The 24,126-nt window shown below is 67.8% G+C and carries 20 protein-coding genes and 3 tRNA genes; 3 read left to right on the top strand and 20 right to left on the bottom strand.

The window, feature by feature from the left end; genetic code table 11:
* Positions 1–135 precede the first annotated feature (135 nt).
* From fusA to EST92_RS03425, 14 genes are all read right to left on the bottom strand, one after another.
* On the bottom strand, positions 136–2,256 hold the full coding sequence (gene fusA / locus EST92_RS03495; protein ID WP_129247648.1) for an elongation factor G: 2,121 nt from the start codon (positions 2,254–2,256) through the stop codon (positions 136–138).
* A 39-nt stretch (positions 2,257–2,295) separates the two neighbouring features.
* Positions 2,296–2,766, bottom strand: a complete 471-nt coding sequence (gene rpsG, locus EST92_RS03490) for a 30S ribosomal protein S7 (RefSeq protein ID WP_004571813.1) — start codon at positions 2,764–2,766, stop codon at positions 2,296–2,298.
* 2 nt (positions 2,767–2,768) lie between these two features.
* A complete protein-coding gene (gene rpsL / locus EST92_RS03485; protein WP_003948652.1) occupies positions 2,769–3,140 on the bottom strand; it encodes a 30S ribosomal protein S12 in 372 nt (123 codons plus the stop codon).
* Positions 3,141–3,531: 391 nt separating this feature from the next.
* Positions 3,532–4,011: a DUF1707 and DUF4190 domain-containing protein gene (locus EST92_RS03480; RefSeq protein WP_129279478.1), complete on the bottom strand. Its 480-nt coding sequence runs from the start codon at positions 4,009–4,011 to the stop codon at positions 3,532–3,534.
* 236 nt (positions 4,012–4,247) lie between these two features.
* Entirely contained in the window at positions 4,248–8,147 is a 3,900-nt protein-coding gene (locus tag EST92_RS03475; RefSeq protein ID WP_129247650.1) for a DNA-directed RNA polymerase subunit beta', read from the bottom strand.
* 100 nt (positions 8,148–8,247) lie between these two features.
* On the bottom strand, positions 8,248–11,730 hold the full coding sequence (rpoB, locus tag EST92_RS03470) for a DNA-directed RNA polymerase subunit beta (protein ID WP_129247651.1): 3,483 nt from the start codon (positions 11,728–11,730) through the stop codon (positions 8,248–8,250).
* 620 nt (positions 11,731–12,350) lie between these two features.
* Complete coding sequence (gene rplL / locus EST92_RS03460) at positions 12,351–12,737, bottom strand: 50S ribosomal protein L7/L12 (RefSeq protein ID WP_129279477.1); 387 nt, start codon at positions 12,735–12,737, stop codon at positions 12,351–12,353.
* A gap of 84 nt (positions 12,738–12,821) precedes the next feature.
* Complete coding sequence (gene rplJ / locus EST92_RS03455) at positions 12,822–13,373, bottom strand: 50S ribosomal protein L10 (protein WP_129279476.1); 552 nt, start codon at positions 13,371–13,373, stop codon at positions 12,822–12,824.
* A gap of 317 nt (positions 13,374–13,690) precedes the next feature.
* On the bottom strand, positions 13,691–14,551 hold the full coding sequence (locus EST92_RS03450) for a hypothetical protein (protein ID WP_254068463.1): 861 nt from the start codon (positions 14,549–14,551) through the stop codon (positions 13,691–13,693).
* Positions 14,552–14,700: 149 nt separating this feature from the next.
* Entirely contained in the window at positions 14,701–15,417 is a 717-nt protein-coding gene (gene rplA / locus EST92_RS03445) for a 50S ribosomal protein L1 (protein ID WP_129279475.1), read from the bottom strand.
* Between the two features lie 82 nt (positions 15,418–15,499).
* The gene (gene rplK, locus EST92_RS03440) at positions 15,500–15,934 is read right to left on the bottom strand and encodes a 50S ribosomal protein L11 (protein WP_129279474.1); all 435 of its coding nucleotides are present in this window, start codon (positions 15,932–15,934) and stop codon (positions 15,500–15,502) included.
* Positions 15,935–16,102: 168 nt separating this feature from the next.
* On the bottom strand, positions 16,103–16,966 hold the full coding sequence (nusG, locus tag EST92_RS03435; protein ID WP_129247656.1) for a transcription termination/antitermination protein NusG: 864 nt from the start codon (positions 16,964–16,966) through the stop codon (positions 16,103–16,105).
* A gap of 73 nt (positions 16,967–17,039) precedes the next feature.
* Positions 17,040–17,336 (bottom strand): preprotein translocase subunit SecE, encoded by a 297-nt coding sequence (gene secE, locus EST92_RS03430; protein ID WP_129247657.1) that lies wholly within the window; start codon positions 17,334–17,336, stop codon positions 17,040–17,042.
* A gap of 107 nt (positions 17,337–17,443) precedes the next feature.
* A tRNA-Trp gene (locus tag EST92_RS03425) sits at positions 17,444–17,516 on the bottom strand.
* 183 nt (positions 17,517–17,699) lie between these two features.
* Here EST92_RS03425 and EST92_RS03420 point away from each other — a divergent pair.
* Positions 17,700–18,935, top strand: a complete 1,236-nt coding sequence (locus EST92_RS03420; RefSeq protein WP_129279473.1) for a pyridoxal phosphate-dependent aminotransferase — start codon at positions 17,700–17,702, stop codon at positions 18,933–18,935.
* Between the two features lie 148 nt (positions 18,936–19,083).
* Positions 19,084–20,148: an adenosine deaminase gene (locus EST92_RS03415; protein ID WP_129279472.1), complete on the top strand. Its 1,065-nt coding sequence runs from the start codon at positions 19,084–19,086 to the stop codon at positions 20,146–20,148.
* On the opposite strand, the gene EST92_RS03410 is transcribed toward EST92_RS03415, so the two are convergent.
* The 6 genes from EST92_RS03410 to EST92_RS03385 form a co-directional block, all read right to left on the bottom strand.
* Complete coding sequence (locus EST92_RS03410; RefSeq protein ID WP_129279471.1) at positions 20,138–21,193, bottom strand: UDP-N-acetylmuramate dehydrogenase; 1,056 nt, start codon at positions 21,191–21,193, stop codon at positions 20,138–20,140. The genes EST92_RS03415 and EST92_RS03410 overlap by 11 nt on opposite strands.
* A 59-nt stretch (positions 21,194–21,252) precedes the next feature.
* On the bottom strand, positions 21,253–21,687 hold the full coding sequence (locus tag EST92_RS03405) for a MaoC family dehydratase (protein ID WP_129279470.1): 435 nt from the start codon (positions 21,685–21,687) through the stop codon (positions 21,253–21,255).
* Between the two features lies 1 nt (position 21,688).
* Entirely contained in the window at positions 21,689–22,141 is a 453-nt protein-coding gene (locus EST92_RS03400) for a MaoC family dehydratase N-terminal domain-containing protein (protein ID WP_129247662.1), read from the bottom strand.
* Between the two features lie 84 nt (positions 22,142–22,225).
* Positions 22,226–22,390 carry a 50S ribosomal protein L33 gene (gene rpmG, locus EST92_RS03395; protein ID WP_006604855.1) on the bottom strand — a complete coding sequence of 55 codons (165 nt, stop codon included), beginning with the start codon at positions 22,388–22,390 and terminating at the stop codon, positions 22,226–22,228.
* Positions 22,391–22,478: 88 nt separating this feature from the next.
* A tRNA-Met gene (locus tag EST92_RS03390) sits at positions 22,479–22,551 on the bottom strand.
* A 46-nt stretch (positions 22,552–22,597) separates the two neighbouring features.
* Positions 22,598–22,670 (bottom strand) — tRNA-Thr (locus EST92_RS03385).
* A 181-nt stretch (positions 22,671–22,851) separates the two neighbouring features.
* Between EST92_RS03385 and EST92_RS03380 the strand changes: the two genes are divergently transcribed.
* Positions 22,852–24,114, top strand: a complete 1,263-nt coding sequence (locus tag EST92_RS03380) for an amidohydrolase family protein (protein ID WP_129279469.1) — start codon at positions 22,852–22,854, stop codon at positions 24,112–24,114.
* The last annotated feature ends 12 nt before the right edge of the window (positions 24,115–24,126 follow it).

Below are 24,126 nucleotides of genomic sequence, written 5' to 3'. Positions count from 1 at the left end.
TGTACGCCTTACTCATCGGCGCCAGGTGATCTTTGCTGGGGTGCCGGCTGACGGGGGCAATCCTCACGGTTGCGGGGATTGCCCCGTCAGACGGTGTCAAGCCTAAAGCGTGTTCCGACTCTCGGGAGACGGGACTTACTCGCCCTTGGCCTTCGCGATGATCTCCTCGGCGACGTTCCGGGGAACCTCGGCGTAGGAGTCGAACTGCATCGAGTAGCTTGCGCGACCCGACGTCTTGCTGCGGAGGTCTCCGACGTAGCCGAACATCTCCGAGAGCGGAACCAGGCCCACGACGAGCTTGGCGCCACTGCGGTCCTCCATGGACTGGATCAGACCACGGCGGGAGTTGATGTCGCCGATCACGTCGCCCATGTAGTCCTCGGGCGTGGTGACCTCGACCTTCATCATCGGCTCGAGCAGGGCCGGGGAGGCCTTGCGGGCAGCCTCCTTGAAGGCCATCGAACCGGCGATCTTGAAGGCCATCTCGGACGAGTCGACCTCGTGGAACGCACCGTCGAGGAGCGTGACCTTGACACCGGTCAGCGGGTAGCCGGCGAGAACACCGAACTCCATGGCCTCCTGGCAGCCCGCGTCCACGGACGGGATGTACTCCCGCGGGATGCGGCCACCGGTGACCTTGTTCTCGAACTCGTACCCGTCGCCCTCGAGCGGCGCGATCGCGATCTGCACCTTCGCGAACTGGCCGGAACCACCAGTCTGCTTCTTGTGCGTGTAGTCGAGACGCTCGACCGGCTTGCGCAGGGTCTCACGGTAGGCGACCTGCGGCTTGCCGACGTTGGCCTCGACCCGGAACTCGCGCTTCATACGGTCGACCAGCACGTCGAGGTGCAGCTCGCCCATACCCGCGATGATGGTCTGGCCGGTCTCCTCGTCGGTGTGCACCTGGAACGAGGGGTCCTCTTCGGCGAGACGCTGGATGGCGACACCCAGCTTCTCCTGGTCGCCCTTGGACTTGGGCTCGATGGCGACCTGGATGACCGGGGCCGGGAACTCCATCGACTCCAGGATGACCTGGTTGGCGGAGTCACAGAGGGTCTCACCGGTGGTGGTCTGCTTCAGACCCATGACGGCGACGATGTCACCGGCACCCACCGACTCGATCTCCTCACGCTTGTTCGCGTGCATCCGGTAGATCTTGCCGATGCGCTCCTTCTTGCCCTTCACCGAGTTCTGCACCTGCGAGCCGGCCTCAAGGCGGCCCGAGTACACCCGGATGAAGGTGAGCTTGCCCAGGTGGGGGTCGCTCGCAATCTTGAACGCCAGGGCGGAAAGCGGCTCGTCCTCGGACGGCTTGCGCTTGATGACCTCTTCCGGGTCGTTGACCGCGTGGCCCTCAATGGCCTCGACGTCCAACGGGGAGGGGAGGTAGCGCACGACCGCGTCGAGCAGCGGCTGCACACCCTTGTTCTTGAACGCGGTACCGCAGAACACCGGGGTGACGGTGGTGTTCTCGGCCTTGCCCGAAGCGATGGTGATCCGGCGGATCGCCGCGTAGAGCTGCTCCTCGGTGGGCTCCTGGCCCTCCAGGTACAGCTCCATGACCTCTTCATCGTTCTCGGCAACGGCCTCGAGCAGCTTGCCGCGCCACTCGTCGGCCGCCTCGATGTGGGTGTCCGGGATGTCGACGGTGTCGTACATCTCGCCCTTGGCGGCCTCGGCCGACCAGACCAGGGCCTTCATCGTCACGAGGTCGACGACGCCCTTGAAGTCCATCTCGGTGCCGATCGGCAGCTGCATCACGATCGGGGTCGCACCCAGGCGGTCCGTGATCATGTCGACGCAGCGGTGGAACTCGGCACCCGTACGGTCGAGCTTGTTGACGAAGCAGATACGCGGCACGCCGTAGCGGTCCGCCTGGCGCCAGACGGTCTCGGACTGCGGCTCGACACCGGCGACGCCGTCGAACACCGTCACCGCACCGTCCAGGACGCGCAGCGAGCGCTCCACCTCGACCGTGAAGTCGACGTGGCCCGGGGTGTCGATGATGTTGATGGTGTTGTCGACGTCTTCCAGCGGCCAGTGGCAGGTCGTCGCGGCAGACGTGATGGTGATGCCGCGCTCCTGCTCCTGCTCCATCCAGTCCATCGTGGCAGCGCCGTCGTGGACCTCACCGATCTTGTACGAAACACCGGTGTAGAACAGGATCCGCTCGGTGGTGGTCGTCTTGCCCGCGTCGATGTGGGCCATGATCCCGATATTGCGGACCTTGGCCAGGTCAAGCGAAGTGGTGGCCATAGTGGCTCAATCTTCTCTCGGTCTCGATGTGGGTTGCGACTACCAGCGGTAGTGCGCGAAGGCCTTGTTGGACTCGGCCATCTTGTGCGTGTCCTCACGCTTCTTGACCGAAGCGCCGAGGCCGTTGGAGGCGTCGAGCAGTTCGTTCATGAGGCGCTCGGTCATGGTCTTCTCGCGGCGGGCGCGGGAGTAGCCCACGAGCCAGCGGAGCGAGAGGGTGGCGGCACGGCCGGGCTTGACCTCGACCGGGACCTGGTAGGTCGCGCCACCGACGCGGCGGGACTTGACCTCAAGGGTCGGCTTGATGTTCTCGAGCGCGCGCTTGAGCGTGATGACCGGGTCGTTACCGGTCTTCTCGCGCAGACCCTCCATGGCGCCGTAGACGATGCGCTCGGCGGTGGAGCGCTTGCCGTTCAGCAGCACCTTGTTGATGAGGGAGGTCACCAGAGGAGAACCGTAGACCGGGTCGATGATGACCGGGCGCTTCGGGGCGGGGCCCTTACGAGGCATTCTTACTTCTCCTTCTTGGCGCCGTAGCGGCTGCGAGCCTGCTTGCGGTTCTTGACGCCCTGCGTGTCGAGGGAGCCGCGGATGATCTTGTACCGAACACCCGGCAGGTCCTTCACACGACCACCACGCACGAGCACGATCGAGTGCTCCTGCAGGTTGTGGCCCTCACCCGGAATGTAAGCGGTGACCTCGATCCCGCTGGTCAGACGCACACGCGCGACCTTACGCAGGGCCGAGTTCGGCTTCTTCGGGGTGGTCGTGAAAACACGCGTGCAGACGCCACGGCGCTGGGGGGAACCCTCGAGCGCGGGCGTCTTGTTCTTCTCGACCTTGTCCTGCCGGCCCTTGCGGACCAGCTGCTGGATCGTAGGCACCGTTTCTCCGGTTTCTGTGTGCCAGTCTCGGTAAAGCTAACCTGGAACTTCCCCGACCCACGCGGTCGGGTGTGTCGAATACTGCAGTCCGATCCCTCGCTGGAACGAGCGTGGCGGCAGATTGCGGTGTCAAAACCTGGCTTCCGTACTGAGGGCACTCCCGGCCGAAAGCTCGGGAGATTGCGCGCACGGCAGCCCAGGGACACCCCAGGCACAAGGTCAGAGCGTACCTACCGCATTGGCTGCGGTCAAAACAAATGCACACGCGAAGGACACGCCGGACTCCACACGGCGTTGCGGCCACCGTAGTGCGATCTACGGCCGGACGGAAGAAGGCACCGCGCGATCCGCTGCTGCCCCCGCGCGGCCCACCCCGAGACCCGGGCAGGCCCTAGAGATGGGCCACGGCCAGGAGGACCGACAGCAGGAAGAACAGCGACCAGCCGCCGATGCCCAGCCAGCCGAGCACCAGCCCCGCGAGGGCCTGTCCGTCCCCGCGCTCGCCGGTGCGGCGGATCTCGGCGCGCGCCTTGTGGCCCAGGATCACGGCCGGGATCGCCGTCAGCCCCCACGTCACCGGCGTCATGATCCCGCAGACCAGCGCGCCGGTCGCCGAGCTGTTCGTCGACACCGGGGCCGGCATCTGCATCGGCATGAACGTCGCCGGCACCGGGCGCTGCGGCAGGAACTGCGCCTGCGGCACCGGTCCCTGCGGCAGATCCGCGACCAGCATCTGCAGTTCGGCATGGGTCTGTGCGTGGTAGGCCCGCGTGATCCGCTGCTCGTACTCCGTCTGTTGCAGCCGTCCCTCGGCGAATCCCGCCTTGAGCACATCGACCGCCCGCTCACGATCGGCGTGCGAGGCACGCATGACAGGCACCTGATTCGACGGCTGAGCGGGCTGCCCACCCTGCCACGGCTGGAATGCCACTTCGCGAACCTCCCCCCGCTCGACAGTTCTCCCCATCTTCTCATCAGAGACGCAGAGATGGGCGGACAAGTTCCCCGCGCGGCCCACGACCACGGGGACCACACTCCGGCCCCGCACGCCGCAGGGCGGCCACCCCGTAAGGGATGGCCGCCCTGTTGCTGTCGTACGGACCAGACTTACTGGTTGTACGGACCGTAGTCGTAGTCCTCCAGCGGGACCGCCTGGCCGGAGCCGGTGCCGAAGGGCGAGTAGTCGATGTCGTCGTAACCGACGGCCGAGTACATCGCGGCCTTGGCCTCCTCGGTGGGCTCGACCCGGATGTTGCGGTAGCGGGACAGGCCCGTACCGGCCGGGATGAGCTTACCGATGATGACGTTCTCCTTGAGGCCGATGAGCGAGTCGGACTTGGCGTTGATCGCCGCGTCCGTCAGGACTCGAGTCGTCTCCTGGAAGGAGGCGGCCGACAGCCAGGATTCCGTCGCCAGCGAAGCCTTGGTGATACCCATCAGCTGCGGACGGCCGGAGGCCGGGTGGCCGCCTTCCGCCACGACCCGACGGTTCTCGCCCTCGAACTTCGTGCGCTCCACCAGCTCGCCCGGCAGCAGCTCCGCGTCGCCGGACTCGATGATCGTCACACGGCGCAGCATCTGCCGGATGATGATCTCGATGTGCTTGTCGTGGATCGCCACGCCCTGGCTGTTGTAGACCTTCTGGACCTCGCCGACCAGGTGGACCTGGACGGCACGCTGGCCGAGGATCCGCAGCACGTCGTGCGGGTTGACGGCACCCACGGTCAGCGGCTGGCCGACCGTGACGTGGTCGCCCTCGCCCACCAGGAGACGGGCGCGCTTGGAGACGCCGTAGGCGGTCTCGTCGCTGCCGTCGTCCGGGGTGACGATGACCTTCTTGGTCTTCTCGGTCTCCTCGATCCGGACGCGGCCGGCCGCCTCCGAGATCGGGGCGACGCCCTTGGGCGTACGGGCCTCGAAGAGCTCGACGACACGCGGCAGACCCAGGGTGATGTCGTCACCCGCCACACCACCGGTGTGGAAGGTACGCATCGTCAGCTGGGTGCCGGGCTCACCGATGGACTGGGCGGCGATGATGCCGACCGCCTCACCGATGTCGACCAGCTTGCCGGTGGCCAGCGAACGGCCGTAGCAGAAGGCACAGGTGCCGACCGCGGACTCACAGGTCAGGACCGAACGGGTCTTGACCTCCTCGACGCCCGCGTTGACCAGCGCGTCGATGAGCACGTCACCGAGGTCCACGTTGGCCGGCGCGACGACCTTGCCGTCGACGACGACGTCCTCGGCCAGCATCCGTGCGTAGACGCTGGACTCGACGTCGTCCGCCTTGCGCAGGACGCCGTCCGCACCCTTCGAGGCGATCCGCAGCTTGAGCCCACGCTCGGTGCCGCAGTCCTCCTCGCGAATGATGACGTCCTGGGAGACGTCGACCAGACGACGGGTCAGGTAACCGGAGTCGGCGGTACGAAGGGCGGTGTCCGCCAGACCCTTACGGGCACCGTGGGTGGAGATGAAGTACTCCAGCACGGACAGACCCTCGCGGAACGATGCCTTGATCGGACGCGGGATGGTCTCGTTCTTCGCGTTCGACACCAGACCACGCATACCGGCGATCTGCCGCATCTGCATCATGTTTCCTCGGGCACCCGAGTCAACCATCATGAAGATGGGGTTCGTCTTGGGGAAGTTCTCGTTCATCGCCTCGGCGACCTCGTTGGTCGCCTTGGTCCAGATGTTGATCAGTTCCTGAGTGCGCTCGTCCTTGGTGATCAGACCGCGCTCGTACTGCTTCTGGACCTTCTCGTCCTGGGCCTCGTAGCCCGCGACGATGGCCTTCTTGGCCTCCGGGACGACGATGTCCGAGACGGCGACGGTGACGCCGGAACGGGTCGCCCAGTGGAAGCCGGCCGCCTTCAGGTTGTCGAGCGTCGCCGCCACGATGACCTTGGGGTAGCGCTCGGCCAGGTCGTTGACGATCGCGGAGAGCTGCTTCTTGCCCACCGAGTAGTCGACGAACGGGTAGTCCTCGGGCAGCAGCTCGTTGAAGAGCGCACGGCCCAGGGTCGTCCGCAGCCGGAAGCTGTCACCGGGCTGCCACTCGGGCTCGCCCTCCTCCGGAACCGGCGGGGTCCAGCCGCGGGGCGGGACGGTGCCGATCGGGAAGCGGATGTCGACCTTCGCCTGGAGCGAGAGCTCCTTGGCGTCGAACGCCATGATCGCCTCGGCGGTCGAACCGAACGCCCGGCCCTCGCCGATGACCTTGCGCTCCTCTTCATCCGTGGTGAGGAAGAAGAGACCGAGCACCATGTCCTGGGTCGGCATGGTGACCGGACGGCCGTCGGCCGGCTTGAGGATGTTGTTCGAGGACAGCATCAGGATGCGGGCCTCGGCCTGGGCCTCCGCGGACAGCGGGAGGTGGACGGCCATCTGGTCACCGTCGAAGTCCGCGTTGAACGCGGTGCAGACGAGCGGGTGAATCTGAATGGCCTTGCCCTCGACCAGCTGCGGCTCGAAGGCCTGGATGCCCAGACGGTGCAGGGTGGGTGCACGGTTCAGCAGCACCGGGTGCTCGGCGATGACCTCTTCGAGGACGTCGTACACCACGGTGCGGCCGCGCTCGACCATGCGCTTCGCGCTCTTGATGTTCTGCGCGTGGTTGAGGTCCACCAGACGCTTCATCACGAACGGCTTGAAGAGCTCCAGCGCCATGGCCTTGGGCAGACCGCACTGGTGCAGCTTGAGCTGTGGGCCGACGACGATGACGGAACGCGCCGAGTAGTCGACTCGCTTACCGAGCAGGTTCTGACGGAAGCGGCCCTGCTTACCCTTCAGCATGTCGCTGAGGGACTTCAGCGGGCGGTTACCGGGACCGGTGACCGGGCGACCGCGGCGGCCGTTGTCGAACAGCGCGTCGACGGCCTCCTGCAGCATCCGCTTCTCGTTGTTCACGATGATCTCGGGCGCGCCGAGATCGAGAAGCCGCTTGAGGCGGTTGTTGCGGTTGATCACACGGCGGTACAGGTCGTTCAGGTCGGAGGTCGCGAAGCGGCCACCGTCCAGCTGCACCATCGGACGCAGGTCCGGCGGGATCACCGGGATGCAGTCCAGCACCATGCCCTTGGGGCTGTTGCGGGTCTGCAGGAAGGCGGAGACGACCTTGAGGCGCTTGAGCGCACGGGTCTTCTTCTGGCCCTTGCCGGTACGGATGATCTCGCGGAGGCGCTCGGCCTCCTCGTCGAGGTCGAAGGTCTCCAGGCGCTTCTGCAGGGCAGCGGCACCCATCGAGCCGTCGAAGTACGTGCCGAAGCGGTCCCGCAGCTCGCGGTAGAGCAGCTCGTCGCCCTCCAGGTCCTGGACCTTGAGGTTCTTGAAGCGGTTCCAGACCTCGTCGAGACGGTCGATCTCGCGCTGCGCACGGTCGCGCAGCTGCTTCATCTCACGCTCGGCGCCCTCGCGCACCTTGCGGCGGACGTCCGCCTTGGCGCCCTCGGCCTCCAGCTCGGCCAGGTCGGTCTCGAGCTTCTTGGCGCGGGCCTCCAGGTCGGAGTCGCGGCGCTGCTCGATCTGCTGGCGCTCGACGGAGACGTGCGCCTCCAGCGAGGGCAGGTCGCGCGTACGACGCTCCTCGTCCACCCACGTGATCATGTAGGCGGCGAAGTAGATGACCTTTTCGAGGTCCTTGGGCGCGAGGTCCAGCAGGTAGCCCAGCCGGCTCGGCACGCCCTTGAAGTACCAGATGTGGGTGACGGGAGCGGCCAGCTCGATGTGGCCCATCCGCTCACGCCGCACCTTGGCGCGAGTGACCTCGACGCCGCAGCGCTCGCAGATGATGCCCTTGAAGCGGACGCGCTTGTACTTACCGCAGTAGCACTCCCAGTCCCGGGTCGGACCGAAGATCTTCTCGCAGAAGAGTCCGTCCTTTTCGGGCTTGAGCGTGCGGTAGTTGATGGTCTCGGGCTTCTTGACCTCGCCGTGGCTCCACTGACGGATGTCGTCAGCGGTAGCCAGACCGATCCGGAGCTCATCGAAGAAGTTGACGTCGAGCACTATGCGTCAATCCCTCTCAGGGTTGTAAGTCTTGGGGTCTGAAACGGGGGTCCTGGGGCCGGCCGGGGGAGCCATCGCTGGCTCCCCGGCCGAACTCCCGTCAGACCTCTTCGACGCTGCTCGGCTCGCGCCGGGACAGGTCGATGCCGAGCTCCTCCGCAGCGCGGAAGACGTCCTCGTCGGTGTCGCGCATCTCGATGGACATGCCGTCCGAGGACAGCACCTCCACGTTGAGGCACAGGGACTGCATTTCCTTGATGAGCACCTTGAAGGACTCGGGAATGCCGGGCTCGGGGATGTTCTCGCCCTTGACGATGGCCTCGTAGACCTTCACGCGGCCGGTCACGTCGTCGGACTTGATCGTCAGCAGCTCCTGGAGGGCGTATGCGGCGCCGTATGCCTCCAGCGCCCACACCTCCATCTCACCGAACCGCTGGCCACCGAACTGAGCCTTACCACCCAGCGGCTGCTGGGTGATCATCGAGTACGGACCGGTCGAACGCGCGTGGAGCTTGTCGTCGACCAGGTGGTGCAGCTTGAGGATGTACATGTACCCGACCGAGATCGGGTCCGGGAACGGCTCACCGGAGCGGCCGTCGAACAGCTGGGCCTTGCCGGAGGACTTGACCATCCGCTCGCCGTCCCGGTTGGGGAGCGTCGAGTCGAACAGACCCGCCAGCTCGTCCTCGCGCGCACCGTCGAAGACCGGGGTCGCGACGTTGGTGCGCGGCGCGACGTCGTCGGCGCCGATCGCCTGCAGACGCTGCTGCCACTCGTCGGAGCCCTCGACCTTCCAGCCCTGGCTGGCGAGCCAGCCGAGGTGGATCTCCAGGACCTGACCCGGGTTCATTCGGGACGGGACACCCAGCGGGTTGAGGATGATGTCGACCGGGGTGCCGTCCTCCAGGAACGGCATGTCCTCGACCGGCAGGATCTTCGAGATGACGCCCTTGTTGCCGTGCCGGCCGGCGAGCTTGTCGCCGTCGGTGATCTTGCGCTTCTGCGCGACGTAGACGCGGACCAGCTGGTTCACGCCCGGGGGCAGCTCGTCGCCCTCTTCGCGGTCGAAGACGCGGACGCCGATGACCTTGCCGATCTCACCGTGCGGCACCTTCAGCGAGGTGTCGCGCACCTCGCGCGCCTTCTCACCGAAGATCGCGCGGAGCAGGCGCTCCTCGGGGGTCAGCTCGGTCTCACCCTTGGGCGTGACCTTGCCGACGAGGATGTCGCCGGCGACGACCTCGGCACCGATCCGGATGATGCCGCGCTCGTCGAGGTCGGAGAGGACCTCCTCGGAGACGTTCGGGATGTCCCGGGTGATCTCCTCGGGGCCGAGCTTGGTGTCACGGGCGTCGACCTCGTGCTCCTCGATGTGGATCGAGGAGAGGACGTCGTCCTGCACGAGGCGCTGCGACAGGATGATCGCGTCCTCGTAGTTGTGGCCCTCCCACGGCATGAACGCGACGAGCAGGTTCTTGCCGAGCGCCATCTCGCCTTCGTCCGTGGACGGACCGTCGGCGAGGACCTGGCCCTCGATGACCCGCGCGCCCTCGTCCACGACGACCTTCTGGTTGAAGGAGGTGCCCTGGTTGGAGCGGGTGAACTTGGCGACGCGGTACGTGGTGTACGTGCCGTCGTCGTTGGCGACGGTGATGTAGTCCGCGGAGACCTCCTGGACCACACCGTCCTTCTCCGCCTTGATGACGTCGCCGGCGTCGACCGCGCAGCGGTACTCCATGCCGGTGCCGACCAGCGGCGACTCCGCCTTGATCAGCGGAACGGCCTGGCGCATCATGTTCGATCCCATGAGCGCGCGGTTGGCGTCGTCGTGCTCGAGGAACGGGATCATGGCGGTCGCGGCCGACACCATCTGGCGCGGCGAGACGTCCATGAAGTCGACCTCGTCGGCGGGGACCAGGTCGACCTCGCCGCCACGCCGGCGGACCAGGACACGCTGCTCCGCGAAGCGCATGTCGTCGGTCAGCTTCGCGTTGGCCTGGGCGATCAGGAAGCGGTCCTCCTCGTCAGCGGTGAGGTAGTCCACCTCCTCCGTGACCTGGCCGTCGACGACCTTGCGGTACGGCGTCTCGATGAAGCCGAAGACGTTGACCCGGCCGTACGACGCGAGCGAACCGATCAGACCGATGTTGGGACCTTCAGGGGTCTCGATCGGGCACATACGGCCGTAGTGCGAGGGGTGCACGTCACGGACGTCCAGACCGGCCCGCTCACGGGAGAGACCACCCGGGCCCAGCGCCGACAGACGGCGCTTGTGGGTCAGACCCGACAGCGGGTTGGTCTGGTCCATGAACTGGGACAGCTGGCTGGTGCCGAAGAACTCCTTGATGGAGGCGACGACCGGCCGGATGTTGATCAGGGTCTGCGGCGTGATCGCCTCGACGTCCTGGGTCGTCATGCGCTCACGCACGACGCGCTCCATACGCGCCAGACCCGTACGGACCTGGTTCTGGATGAGCTCGCCGACGTTGCGCAGACGACGGTTGCCGAAGTGGTCGATGTCGTCGGTCTCGACAACGATGGAGTTGCCGTTCTCGCCGATCGTCTCGGTCTCGCCGGCGTGCAGCTTGACCAGGTACTTGATCGTGGCGATGACGTCATCGGTGGTCAGCACACCGGCGTCGAGCGGCTCGTCGCCACCGAGCTTCTTGTTCACCTTGTAGCGGCCGACCTTCGCGAGGTCGTAGCGCTTGGGGTTGAAGTAGAGGTTCTCGAGCAGCGTCTGCGCGGCCTCACGGGTCGGCGGCTCGCCCGGGCGCAGCTTGCGGTAGATGTCGAGCAGCGCGTCGTCCTGACCCTGGGTGTGGTCCTTCTCCAGGGTGGCGCGCATGGACTCGTACTCGCCGAACTCCTCCAGGATCTGCTCGGTGGTCCACCCGAGCGCCTTGAGCAGGACGGTCACGGACTGCTTACGCTTGCGGTCGATGCGCACACCGACCATGTCGCGCTTGTCGATCTCCATCTCCAGCCAGGCACCCCGGGACGGGATGATCTTGGCGGAGAAGATGTCCTTGTCGGACGTCTTGTCGATGGAGCTGTCGAAGTACACGCCCGGCGAGCGGACCAGCTGCGAGACGACGACACGCTCGGTGCCGTTGATGCAGAAGGTTCCCTTGTTGGTCATGAGCGGGAAGTCGCCCATGAAGACCGTCTGGGACTTGATCTCGCCGGTCTCGTTGTTCGTGAACTCCGCGGTGACGAAGAGCGGAGCGGCGTACGTGAAGTCGCGCTCCTTGCACTCGTCGATGGAGTTCTTCGGGGGCTCGAAGCGGTGGTCGCGGAACGTCAGCGACATCGACCCGGAGAAGTCCTCGATCGGGGAGATCTCTTCGAAGATCTCTTCCAGACCGGACTTGGTGGGGACTTCCTGCCCACTCTCCAGCGCAGCCTCGACGCGACCCTTCCATGCGGCATTGCCGAGCAGCCAGTCGAAGCTTTCGGTCTGCAGCGCAAGGAGGTTCGGAACCCCGAGGGGCTCCTTGATCTTCGCAAAAGAGATGCGCAGCGGGGCGGTGCTGTCGCCGTTGTTCGTATTGGCAGTCGAGGCGTTGCGCGAGGCGGCCAAGAGGGGGTCCTTCCGAGGGCTCGGACTCACTACGCGCGTACCGGTCCCGAACCGAACAGACTGAGGGAGAGCCCAGGTCAGGGCGGTTCTTCAGCTTTGCTCGGGCTCGGGTATGCCCCTGGTGACGGGCAGGGAGCAGCTAACAGGCAGCGCAAAGGGTCAGTGTAGCCACTCGGCCCACTGATGTCCAGAGCGAGTTTCCGGAGACCGGTTCAGCACCGTGATACCGATCTTCTCCCTCCGGGAGGTCGTGTCCTCCGCACCGGAGGAAGCCCTCGTTTGTTCTTCTCAATGCCCTGCGCCTGCCGAAAGCCCTGCGCCAGTGGCGCACACCGATGCTTCCCTCTTCGTCGGCGATCCATGCCTCGAACCCTGGATCGCTTCTGCGTCGCGTCCCGAGAATTGCGCGCCGCGTCCGGTTCGTCAAGGCCCCCCACCTCTGGGAGATCGTCACATGGGGGCAGGTCCGGGCAACGAAGATCACCATACTCGCACGCAGGCGCGAGGCAATGCAGCCGTGACGAGCACGCCGAAGGGCGACCACCCGCATGGGTGATCGCCCTTGGCTGGTGTCCCTGACGCCTCAGGCGCTCAGGACGTGAGTCGGAGACTCAGTGAAGTCACTTGACCTCGACGGAGGCACCGGCGCCCTTGAGGGCCTCGACGGCCTTGTCGGCGGCGTCCTTGGCGACCTTCTCGAGGACCGGCTTCGGGGTGCCGTCGACGAGGTCCTTGGCCTCCTTCAGGCCCAGGGAGGTCAGCTCACGCACGACCTTGATGACCTGGATCTTCTTGTCGCCCGCACCGGTGAGGATGACGTCGAACTCGTCCTTCTCCTCCTCGGCGGCGGCGGCCGGGGCGGCCGGGCCACCGGCGGCGGCAACGGCGACCGGGGCGGCGGCCTCGACGTCGAACTTGTCCTCGAACGCCTTCACGAACTCGGAGAGCTCGATGAGGGTCATCTCCTCGAACTGCGCGAGCAGGTCTTCCTGGCTGAGCTTCGCCATGGTGGCGGTCCTTCCACTAATTCGGCTGGTGCCGGATGTACATGTCTGGCGGGCGTACTTCGGGCCCGCTGGGCGTCCGAGTGATTACTCGGCAGCCTCGGCGGGAGCCGGCGTACCGGCACCGCCCTGCTCGACCTTGCTGCGAAGCGCGTCCGCGGTGCGGGCGAACTTCGTGAGCGGGGCCTGGAGGGTCGCCGCGGCCTTGGCCGTGGACGCCTTCAGCGCACCCGCCAGCTTGGCGAGCAGAACCTCACGGGACTCAAGGTCCGCAAGCTTCTTGATCTCGTCGGCAGACAGCGCCTTGCCATCAAGGACACCGCCCTTGATGACGAGAGAGGGGTTCTCCTTGGCGAAGTCACGAAGACCCTTCGCCGCCGTGACCGGGTCACCGGTCACGAAGGCGACAGCAGTCGAGCCCTTGAGGTGCTCGTCCAGCTGAATCCCGGCCTCCTTGGCCGCGATCTTGGTCAGCGTGTTCTTCACCACACGGTACTGAGCGTTCTCGCCGAGAGAACGACGCAGCTCCTTGAGCTGCGCCACACTCAGTCCGGTGTAAGAAGTCACAACAGCTGCGTGCGAGTCGCGGAGCTTCTCCGTGATCTCCGCAACGGCTGCGTTCTTGTCAGACGTCGCCATGAGCCTCGGCCTCCTTCCGGGTGATGAGGACCGCGCAGAAGGGGCTGGGCAAAACAAACGCCCCGGCGCAGGCGCACGGGGCGTACTCAACCGAAACGGAATTCCGTCCGGGAGTTCATCCATACACGCCTGCGCAGGCCGTCCGCAGCTAGCGGATCCTTCGGCCACCACACGCCCGGAGTTCGGACGCGCAGAGACAACCAGCGGTCTTTGGCTTCCGGGAAAAGATACGGGAGCGGACCGCGGTCAGGCAAATCCGCCTGAGCGGGGGCATCCGTGCGCCCCCGCTCAGGCCGTCACACGCGCTGCGGTGCCGGTCAGACGCCGGGCGCGGTCGCCGTCTGGCTCGCCGGCGGCGGGGCCACGTCGACCTTGGTGCCGTAGTCCGAGAAGAGCGCCGTGGAACTGCTCGGCTGCTTGCCGCCGAGCTTCTCCACCTTCTTGACCAGCAGGTTGTCGGCGTCGATCCAGACGTCGAGCTGCTCGCTCTTCGCGCCGCCCTTTGCGAGCTGCTTCTGGACCAGGTCACGGACCGACTTGCTGACCTTGCCGCTCAGCTGGTCCATCGTGACGGTGCCGGTGTAGTGCGTCGCCTGGACGCCGTTCACGGCCTCCTTGCCGACGGCCTTGGCCGTGCCGGAGGCGATCAGCAGCTCGATCGGCTGGCTCGGGTTCGCGTTCTGCAGGACGTCCTGGAACAGCGTGCCGGAGCCGCCCAGCTGCTTCGAGAGCGCCGCGTACGAGTACTTCATCCAGGGCTTGCTGCTCGCACCGGGCATGGCCGCGCCCATGTTGATGTACACGGCGTCCTTGGTGTAGATCGCCTTGATCGGCTTACCGGGGCTCCCCCCGCCGGTCATGGTGTTCTCCACGTTCATCTGCATGCCCTGCGTCCAGTCCAGCCCGCCCTTGGTGGACTGCTTCACCTGGCCGTTGGTGGTGGTCGTGGTCGTCGAGCCGTCGATCTTCGCGGTCTTCTTGCCCGCGGTCGCCTCCTGGGCGGCCTTCAGCGCGTCCACCGGGTTCTGCGCCGGGTCCTGCTTGCCGCCCGCCGTGTCGCTGCTCCCGCCGCTGCTGCTGCCGCCGGAGGCCTTGCCGCCGTCGTCGTTACAGGCGCTCAGGCTGCCCACCAACATCACTGCACCCGCCACGGCGGCGGCTATACGCGTGCTACGCACGTGAGGCTCCCCCTTAGATCATCTTTATGGACCTCGGGGGCGACTGTAATGCAGGGCACCGACAGCACATGCGTCAGGCCCCGTCCCTCCCGGAGGAGAGACGGGGCCTGACGCGGTGCAGACGGGCTACGAGGCGCTGATCAAGGAGATCAGACGGCCTCGTCCTCGACGAGGAGGTTGCGGGTGCGGTTGGCGTCCAGCGGGATGCCGGGACCCATCGTGGTGGTGATGGTGGCCTTCTTGATGTAGCGGCCCTTGGCGGCGGACGGCTTGAGGCGGGTGATCTCCTCGAGCGCCGCGGCGTAGTTCTCCACCAGCTTGGCCTCGTCGAAGGAGACCTTGCCGATGATGAAGTGGAGGTTCGCGTGCTTGTCCACGCGGAACTCGATCTTGCCGCCCTTGATGTCGGTGACAGCCTTGGCGACATCCGGGGTGACGGTGCCGGTCTTCGGGTTCGGCATCAGACCACGGGGACCGAGCACGCGGCCGAGGCGGCCGACCTTGCCCATGAGGTCCGGGGTGGCGACGACGGCGTCGAAGTCCAGACGGCCCTTGGAGACCTCGTCGATCAGTTCGTCCGAGCCGACGATGTCGGCGCCGGCGGCTTCCGCGGCCGCAGCACGGTCACCGGTCGCGAAGACCAGGACCCGGGCGGTCTTACCGGTGCCGTGCGGGAGGTTCACGGTGCCACGGACCATCTGGTCGGCCTTGCGCGGGTCGACGCCCAGACGCATGGCAACCTCGACGGTCGCGTCGAACTTGACGGAGGCGGTGTCCTTGGCGAGACGGACGGCCTCGAGGGGGGCGTACACACGCTCCCGGTCGATCTTCGCGTCCGCGTTGCGAAGAGTCTTGCTGCGCTTCACTTCTGCTCCTGGTGCAGTGGGGTGGAGTCGTGGTGCGGACCAGCGCCTGGTCCTGCCACGGGGTGCCGAAAGAGGCTGGAGGTCAGCCCTCGATCGTGATGCCCATGGAACGGGCGGTGCCAGCGATGATCTTCTCGGCGGAGTCGAGGTCGTTGGCGCTCAGGTCGGGCATCTTGGTGGTGGCGATGTCGCGGATCTGGTCGCGGGTGACCTTGGCGACCTTGGTCTTGTGCGGCTCGCCGGAGCCCTTCTCCACGCCCGCGGCCTTCAGGATGAGCTTCGCGGCCGGCGGAGTCTTGGTGATGAAGGTGAAGGAACGGTCTTCGTAGACCGTGATCTCCACCGGCACGACCATGCCACGCTGCGACTCGGTCGCGGCGTTGTAGGCCTTGCAGAACTCCATGATGTTGACGCCGTGCTGACCCAGCGCGGGGCCGACCGGCGGAGCCGGGTTTGCGGCACCGGCCTGGATCTGGAGCTTGATGAGCCCCGTGACCTTCTTCTTCTTGGGAGGCATGCTCTCTCCGGGTCCTAGTGAGAGGTGTTTCGCCGATCCACCCGGTCATCCGGATGGAGGCATACCGCACAACGATAACGGGTATGGTCGTGCGGCCAAAAACCGAGCAGGTCAGACCGGCTGTGAGCCCGTCTGACCTGGTCGATTTGGCTGGTGGTCCGGAAGAACCTAGTTCTTCTGGATCTGGTCGAAGCTCAGCTCGACCGGGGTCTCGCGGCCGAAGATCTCGACGAGACCCTTGACCTTCTTCGAGTCGGCGTTGATCTCGTTGATCGTCGCCTGGAGCGTCGCGAACGGGCCGTCGGTGACGGTGACGGAGTCGCCCACCTCGAAGTCCAGCACCTGGACCTCGACCTTGCGGGACGGCGCCGGCTTGCCCTCGGCCGCGGCGGCCTCCTTGGCGGCCTTCTCCTCGGCCTCCGGGGCGAGCATCTTGACGATCTCGTCCAGCGTCAGCGGGTAGGGGTCGTAGGCGTTGCCGACGAAGCCGGTGACACCCGGGGTGTTGCGGACGACGCCCCAGGACTCGTTCGTCAGGTCCATCCGCACCAGCACATAGCCCGGGAGCTTGTTCTGGCGGATGGTCTTGCGCTCGCCGTTCTTGATCTGGGCGACCTCTTCCTGCGGCACCTCGGCCTGGAAGATGAAGTCCTCGACGTTCAGCGAGACGGCACGCTGCTCAAGGTTGGTCTTCACGCGGTTCTCGTACCCCGCGTAGGTGTGGATGACGTACCACTCGCCGGGCAGGCCACGGAGCTCGTCGCGGAGGGCGGCGACGGGGTCGACCGGCTCCTCCTCGTCCTCGGTGACCTCGGTGGTGGCCTCGGCGTCCTCGTCGACGTGCACCGCGGCCTCTTCGGCGGGCTCACCGGCGGCGGCGTCCTCGGCGTCGAGCTCGTCGACCGCGTCGGCGTTCTCGACGATGTCACGCGCGGTGTCGTCGCCCTCGACCTCGGCCGAGGCGGCCGCGTCCACGTCGGCCGCTGCCGTTTCGGCGGAGTCGGCGGCGTCGTTCAGGTTCGGGTCAGACACGGTGGCTGCTTCTTCCTGGCTTCAAGGGGTTGAACATGCGAAATGGGCGCCCGCTGAGGCGCCCTCCGCGGGATCAGCCGAAGACGTACCCGACGACTCGGTTGATTCCCAAGTCAATCACGGTTACGAGACCGATGATGATGACAACGAAGACGATCACCACACTGGTGTACGTCGAGAGCTGGCTGCGCGTGGGCCAGACGACCTTGCGGAGCTCCGCCACGATCTGGCGGTAGAAGAGCGCGAGCCGCGCGAAGGGGCCCTTCTTGCCGCGCTTGCCGCCGCGACGGGGCTTCTTCTGGGACTCCGCGGCCTCGTCCTCGGAGCGACCGCGCTCAGGCATGTCGATGGAGCCCAGGGCGTCCGTCACTCGTCCTCACCTGAATCCGGGTCGTGGCCGTGCCGCGCCCTGCCCTGCCGCACGGCGGTGCATGTCATACGTACGCGTGCACGCACTGCGGTGGAGAGTGCGTGTAGCAGGGCCGGAGGGACTTGAACCCCCAACCGCTGGTTTTGGAGACCAGTGCTCTACCAATTGAGCTACGACCCTTTGTGGTTCCCCCAACCTACCGCATGCGGGCGACTGCACTTGGTGCATGTGCCGCGGCGACCTGTTGGGAGCCAACGGTCAGCGAGTGTACGTGGTTCGGGGCCGGTCGTCGAACACGATCCTCGCGGGTGGTGCCCGCAAACCCGTGTGTCGGGCTCGTGGGCGGTCTGCAACGATGCATGTATGAGCGCTGCAACCCCTTCCGCATCGTCCGCCACCGAGCGCCGGGTCTCGGCCCGCGTCGGTTCGATCTCCGAGTCCGCGACCCTCGCCGTAGACGCCAAGGCGAAGGCCCTCAAGGCCGCCGGACGCCCGGTGATCGGCTTCGGCGCCGGTGAGCCCGACTTCCCCACGCCCGACTACATCGTCGAGGCCGCAGTCGAGGCCTGCCGCAACCCGAAGTACCACCGCTACACCCCGGCCGGCGGCCTCCCCGAGCTGAAGACCGCGATCGTCGCGAAGACGCTGCGCGACTCCGGCTACGAGATCGAGGCCGCGAACGTCCTGGTGACGAACGGCGGCAAGCAGGCGATCTACGAGGCGTTCGCAGCGATCCTCGACCCGGGTGACGAGGTCATCGTCCCGGCGCCGTACTGGACCACCTACCCCGAGTCGATCCGTCTCGCCGGCGGTGTGCCGGTCGACGTGGTCGCCGACGAGACCACCGGCTACCGCGTGACCGTGGAGCAGCTGGAGGCGGCCCGTACGGACCGCACCAAGGTGCTGCTGTTCGTCTCGCCGTCGAACCCGACCGGCGCGGTCTACACCCGCGAGCAGGTCGAAGCGGTGGGCCGCTGGGCCGCCGAGCACGGCCTGTGGGTGCTGACCGACGAGATCTACGAGCACCTGGTCTACGGCGACGCGGAGTTCTCGTCGCTGCCGGTGGTCGTGCCCGAGCTGCGCGACAAGTGCATCATCGTCAACGGCGTGGCGAAGACGTACGCGATGACCGGCTGGCGGGTGGGCTGGGCGATCGGCCCCAAGGACGTCATCAAGGCCGCCGCGAACCTCCAGTCGCACGCCACGTCCAACGTCTCGAACGTGGCGCAGGCCGCGGCCATCGCGGCGGTCTCCGGCGATCTGACGGCCGTCGAGGAGATGAAGGTCGCCTTCGACCGCCGCCGTCGCACCATCGTGCGGATGCTCAACGAGATCGACGGGGTGCTGTGCCCGGAGCCGGAGGGCGCGTTCTACGCGTACCCGTCGGTGAAGGAGCTCCTGGGCAAGGAGATCCGCGGCAAGCGCCCGCAGACCAGCGTGGAGCTGGCCGGGCTGATCCTGGAGGAGGCGGAGGTCGCCGTCGTCCCGGGTGAGGCCTTCGGCACCCCCGGCTACCTGCGGCTTTCGTATGCGCTGGGCGACGAGGACCTGGTCGAGGGCGTCTCGCGCCTCCAGAAGCTGCTGGCGGAGGCCAAGTAGGTCACCAGAACGGCTCCACCTGCGGATATCCGTGGGTGACACGAGCGGGCGCCGGGATTCCTTCCCGGCGCCCGCTCGTCCGTTCTCCCGGACACCCCTTCGGGAAAGGGCCTACCGGCGTACCGGTCTCATACGGCAAGATCCTCGGATGGAGAGCGTTCGTGCCCGCGGCGGAGCCGCCATTCGAGACCTGCGCCGATTGCCGAAGGCCCATCTGCACCTGCACTTCACCGGTTCGATGCGGCCGACGACCCTGCTGGAGCTCGCCGACAAGTACGGCGTCCATCTGCCGGAGGCGCTGCGGGGCGGTGAGCCGCCCAGGCTGCGGGCCACGGACGAGCGCGGCTGGTTCCGCTTCCAGCGGCTGTACGACATCGCGCGGTCCTGTCTGCGGGCGCCCGAGGACATCCAGCGGCTGGTGCGCGAGGCCGCCGAGGAGGACGTCCGCGACGGGTCGCGCTGGCTGGAGATCCAGGTCGACCCGACCTCGTACGCGCCACGGCTGGGCGGGCTGATCCCGGCGCTGGAGATCATCCTGGACGCGGTGCGCGGCGCGTCCCGTGACACCGGGCTCGGCATCCGCGTCCTGGTCGCCGCGAACCGTATGAAGCACCCGCTGGACGCCCGGACGCTGGCGCGGCTCGCGGTGCGCTACGCCGACCACGGAGTGATCGGTTTCGGGCTGTCCAACGACGAACGCCGGGGTTTCGCCCGGGACTTCGACCGGGCCTTCGCCATCGCGCGCGAGGGCGGTCTGCTGGCGGCGCCGCACGGCGGCGAGCTGTCGGGGCCGGCCAGCGTCCGGGACTGCCTGGACGATCTGCACGCCGGCCGGGTGGGGCACGGCGTCCGGGCCGCGGAGGACCCCGCGCTGCTGCGCCGGCTGGCCGCGCGCGGGGTGACCTGCGAGGTGTGCCCGTCGTCGAACGTGGCGCTGGGGGTCTACGAGAAGCCGGAGGACGTGCCGCTGCGGACGCTGTTCGACGCGGGCGTGCCGATGGCGCTGGGCGCGGACGATCCCCTGCTGTTCGGGGCGCGGCTGGCCGCGCAGTACGAGATCGCCCGCACCGCGCACGACTTCACCGATGCCGAACTGGCCGAACTGGCCCGGCAGTCCGTCCGCGGCTCGTGCGCGCCGCGGGACGAGCAGCAGCGGCTGCTGGCGGGGATCGACGACTGGCTGGCCGAGGGGTCCGGGTCCCCTAGAGGCTGACGCCGACCGTGACCGGTTCGTTGACGAGCGTGACGCCGAAGGCCGCGTGCACCCCGTCGCGGACCTCGCGGGCCAGGGCGAGCAGGTCCTCGGTGGTGGCCTTGCCGCGGTTGGTGAGCGCGAGGGTGTGCTTGGTGGAGATGCGGGCCGGGCCGCTGCCGTAGCCCTTGGTGAAGCCCGCCCGGTCGATGAGCCAGGCGGCGGAGGTCTTCACCAGGCCGTCGCCGGCCGGGAAGGCGGGCGGGGCGACATCGGGGCCGAGGCGGTCCTGGACCCGCTGGAGGAAGGCGGCGTGCTCGGCCTCGCTGAGGATCGGGTTGGTGAAGAAGGAGCCGGCCGACCAGGTGTCGTGGTCCTCGGGGTCCAGCACCATGCCCTTGCCCGCGCGCAGCGCCAGGACGGTCTGTCGGGCGACGGCGGCCGGGACCCGGTCACCGGCCTCGACGCCGAGGGCGCGGGCGGTCTCGGGGTACTTCAGGGGCGCGGAGAGGCCCCCGGCGTCCTCCAGGGTGAAGCGCACCCGCAGCACCACGAACCGGTCGGGGTGCTCCTTGAAGCGGCTGTGGCGGTAGGAGAAGCCGCACTGGGCGCCCGGGATCGTGACGGTCTCGCCGGCCCGGCGGTCGTAGGCGACGACCTCGGTGATCGTGGCGGAGACCTCCTGGCCGTACGCGCCCACGTTCTGGATCGGGGTGGCGCCCGCCGAGCCGGGGATGCCGGCCAGGCACTCCACGCCGGCCAGACCGGCCTCGACCGTACGGGCGACCGCGTCGGACCAGTTCTCGCCGGCGGCGAGCGTGAGGGCCGTGCCGTCGAGCTCGAAGCCGCGGGTGGCGATGCGCAGGGCCGTGCCGTCGAAGCCCTTGTCACCGATGACGAGGTTGCTGCCGCCACCGATGATCAGCAGCGGTTCCCCGGCGTCGTCGGCCGCGCGGACGGCCGCGATCACCTCGTCGTCGGTGGTGGCCGTGACGAGGCGGGTGGCCGGGCCGCCGAGGCGGAAGGTGGTCAGCGGGGCGAGGGGCGCGTCATGGAGTTCCTGCACGCGCCCAAGGGTACGGGGGCGGTCCGACATCCTCGGCCGGCCGCCCCCGGCGGCCGCCGTCAGGCGAGGCGGACCACGGCGCGGGACATGCCCAGCACCTTCTGGCCCGCGCTCATCGCGGTGAGATCGACCCGGACCGTACGGTCGTCGTCGTCCAGCTTGGCCGCGACCTTGGCGCTGACCTCGATCAGCGCACCGGTCTCGTCGTTGGGGACGACGACGGGCTTGGTGAAGCGCACGCCGTACTCGGCGACCGCGCCCGGGTCGCCGGTCCAGTCGGTGACCACGCGGATCGCCTCGGCCATGGTGAACATGCCATGGGCGATGACGTCCGGCAGCCCGACCTCCTTGGCGAACTTCTCGTTCCAGTGGATCGGGTTGAAGTCGCCGGAGGCACCCGCGTACCGGACGAGCGTGGCGCGGCTCACCGGGAAGGTCTGCGCCGGGAGTTCGGTCCCGACCTCGACCTCGTCGTAAGAAATCTTGGCGGTCAACTCAGGCCTCCCGGTCGGCGCGGGCCACCAGCTTGGTGAACGCGGTCACGACGTGTTCGCCCGCCTCGTCGTGCACCTCACCGCGGATGTCGATGATGTCGTTGCCCGCCATGCTCTTGATGGCCTCGATGGTGGAGGTGACGCTCAGCCGGTCCCCGCTGCGCACCGGCCGGGTGTAGGCGAACTTCTGGTCGCCGTGCACCACCCGGCTGTAGTCCAGGCCCAGTTGCGGGTCCTCGATGACCTGTCCCGCGGCCTTGAAAGTGATCGCGAAGACGAACGTCGGCGGCGCGATCACATCGGAGTACCCGAGCGCCTTGGCTGCTTCGGCGTCGGTGTAAGCGGGGTTGGTGTCACCGATGGCCTCGGCGAATTCCCGGATCTTTTCCCGGCCGACTTCGTAGGAGTCGGTGGGCGGGTACGTGCGCCCCACAAATGACTGGTCGAGCGCCATGGGCTCGCAACCTCCCTGTACTGATGGTGATAACGCCGTGAGGCCGCCCCCACGAATGGGGACGGCCTCACGGACGAGCCTGTGTTATCGCGTCTCGCGGTGCGCAGTGTGCGAGTTGCAACGGGGGCAGTGCTTCTTCATCTCAAGACGGTCCGGGTCGTTGCGCCGGTTCTTCTTGGTGATGTAGTTCCGCTCCTTGCACTCCACGCAGGCCAGCGTGATCTTCGGGCGGACGTCGGTGGCAGCCACGTGAGTGCTCCTTGACGGACGGATGGTCGGGTTAACGCATAGAAGAGTAGCCGATCGGAGGACCGACCCCACAATCGGCTACTGTCAGTAGCGGTGACCGGACTTGAACCGGTGACACAGCGATTATGAGCCGCTTGCTCTACCGACTGAGCTACACCGCTGTGATGCGAGGGGACCCCGCCCGAGGGCGGGAACCTCACACATCAGAGCCCCAATACGGAATCGAACCGTAGACCTTCTCCTTACCATGGAGACGCTCTGCCGACTGAGCTATTGGGGCGAGCGATGAAGACATTACACGGCCCGCCGCCAAAGGTGAAATCCGTATTGGGCCGTGCCCCAACGGCCCCGGGCACCACACCGGTACGACTATTTCGCGCCTGCGCAACGCTCTCCCGGCAGCGTCCTAGGCTCGGAAGAACGCTGCGTGATCTTGCACGCCGGTGCTTTCGAGGAGCGCGATGTCCGACAGCAGTTCGCCGCAGCCCCAGTCGGGAAAGCCCGGCGGCGCCGGCCGGTACGCCAGGCCGGAAAGCGGTGCGCTGGTGCTGTGCGGGGCCCGGCTCGCCGACGGCCGGACGGTGGACGTACGGCTCGGCGGTGGGCACATCGAGGCCGTCGGGACGGCGGGCAGCCTCGCCCCGCAGGGCGCCCGCGTCGACCTCGCCGGCTACCTCCTGCTCCCGGCCCCCGCCGAGCCGCACGCACACTGCGACACCGCGCTGACGGCGGACTCCGACGGCCCCGCTTCCGGCTCTCCCGAGGACGTCCAGCGGCGGACGACCGAGGCCGCGTTGCTGCAGTTGGGGCACGGGGCCACCGCCTCGCGCAGCCACGTCAGGATCGGCGACGTCCAGGGCCTGCGCTCGCTGGAGGCGGTGTTGCAGGCCCGCAGGTCGCTGCGGGGGCTGGCCGATCTGGCGGCGGTGGCGGTGCCGCGGGTGCTGACCGGGGTGGCCGGTGCGGACGGGCTGGCGATGCTGCGGGACGCGGTGAAGATGGGCGCCTCTGTCATCGGTGGCTGCCCGGACCTCGACCCCGACCCCGCCGGGTACGTCGAGACGGTGCTGGAGCTGGCCGGCGAGCACGGCTGTCCGGTGGATCTGCACACCGACGGTGACGATCCGGCGCGGCTGGCGCGGTTCGCGGCGATGTCGGGCGGGCTGCGGCCGGGGGTCGCACTCGGCCCGTGTGCGGGGATGGCGCGGATGCCGCGGAGCGTGGCCGCGCGGGTCGCCGAGCAGTTGGCCGCCGCCGGCGTCGCCGTCGTCTGTCTGCCGCAGGGCGACTGCACGGGCCTGGAGCGCTACGGCTCGCGGGTGTCGCGGCCGGCGCCGGTACGGCTGCTGCGGGCGGCCGGGGTGCGGGTGGCGGCGGGCAGTGGGGCACTGCGGGACGTGGCGAACCCGGTGGGGCGCGGCGACCCCCTGGAGGCCGCGTACCTCCTGGCGTCCCTGGGCGAGGCCACACCGGAGGCGGCGTACGAGACGGTGAGCGCGGCGGCGCGGGCCACGCTGAGCCTGCCGGAGGTGCGGGTCGAGGCGGGCTTCCCCGCGGAGCTGCTGGCGGTGCGCGGGGAGCGGATCGCCGGGGTGCTCTCGCTCGCCTACAGCCGGATCGTGATCCACCGGGGGCGGGTGGTCGCCCGGACCAGCGCGGTGCGGGAGTACTGCGACTCGGCGGCGGAGGTGGCGCTGGAGCTGCCGCGGCAGTCGCAGCGCTGAGCCGCGGCGCTG

The organism is Streptomyces sp. TM32, assembly GCF_004122755.1.
Lineage (GTDB): Bacteria > Actinomycetota > Actinomycetes > Streptomycetales > Streptomycetaceae > Streptomyces > Streptomyces sioyaensis.
This window is presented reverse-complemented; position numbering and strand designations above follow the sequence as displayed.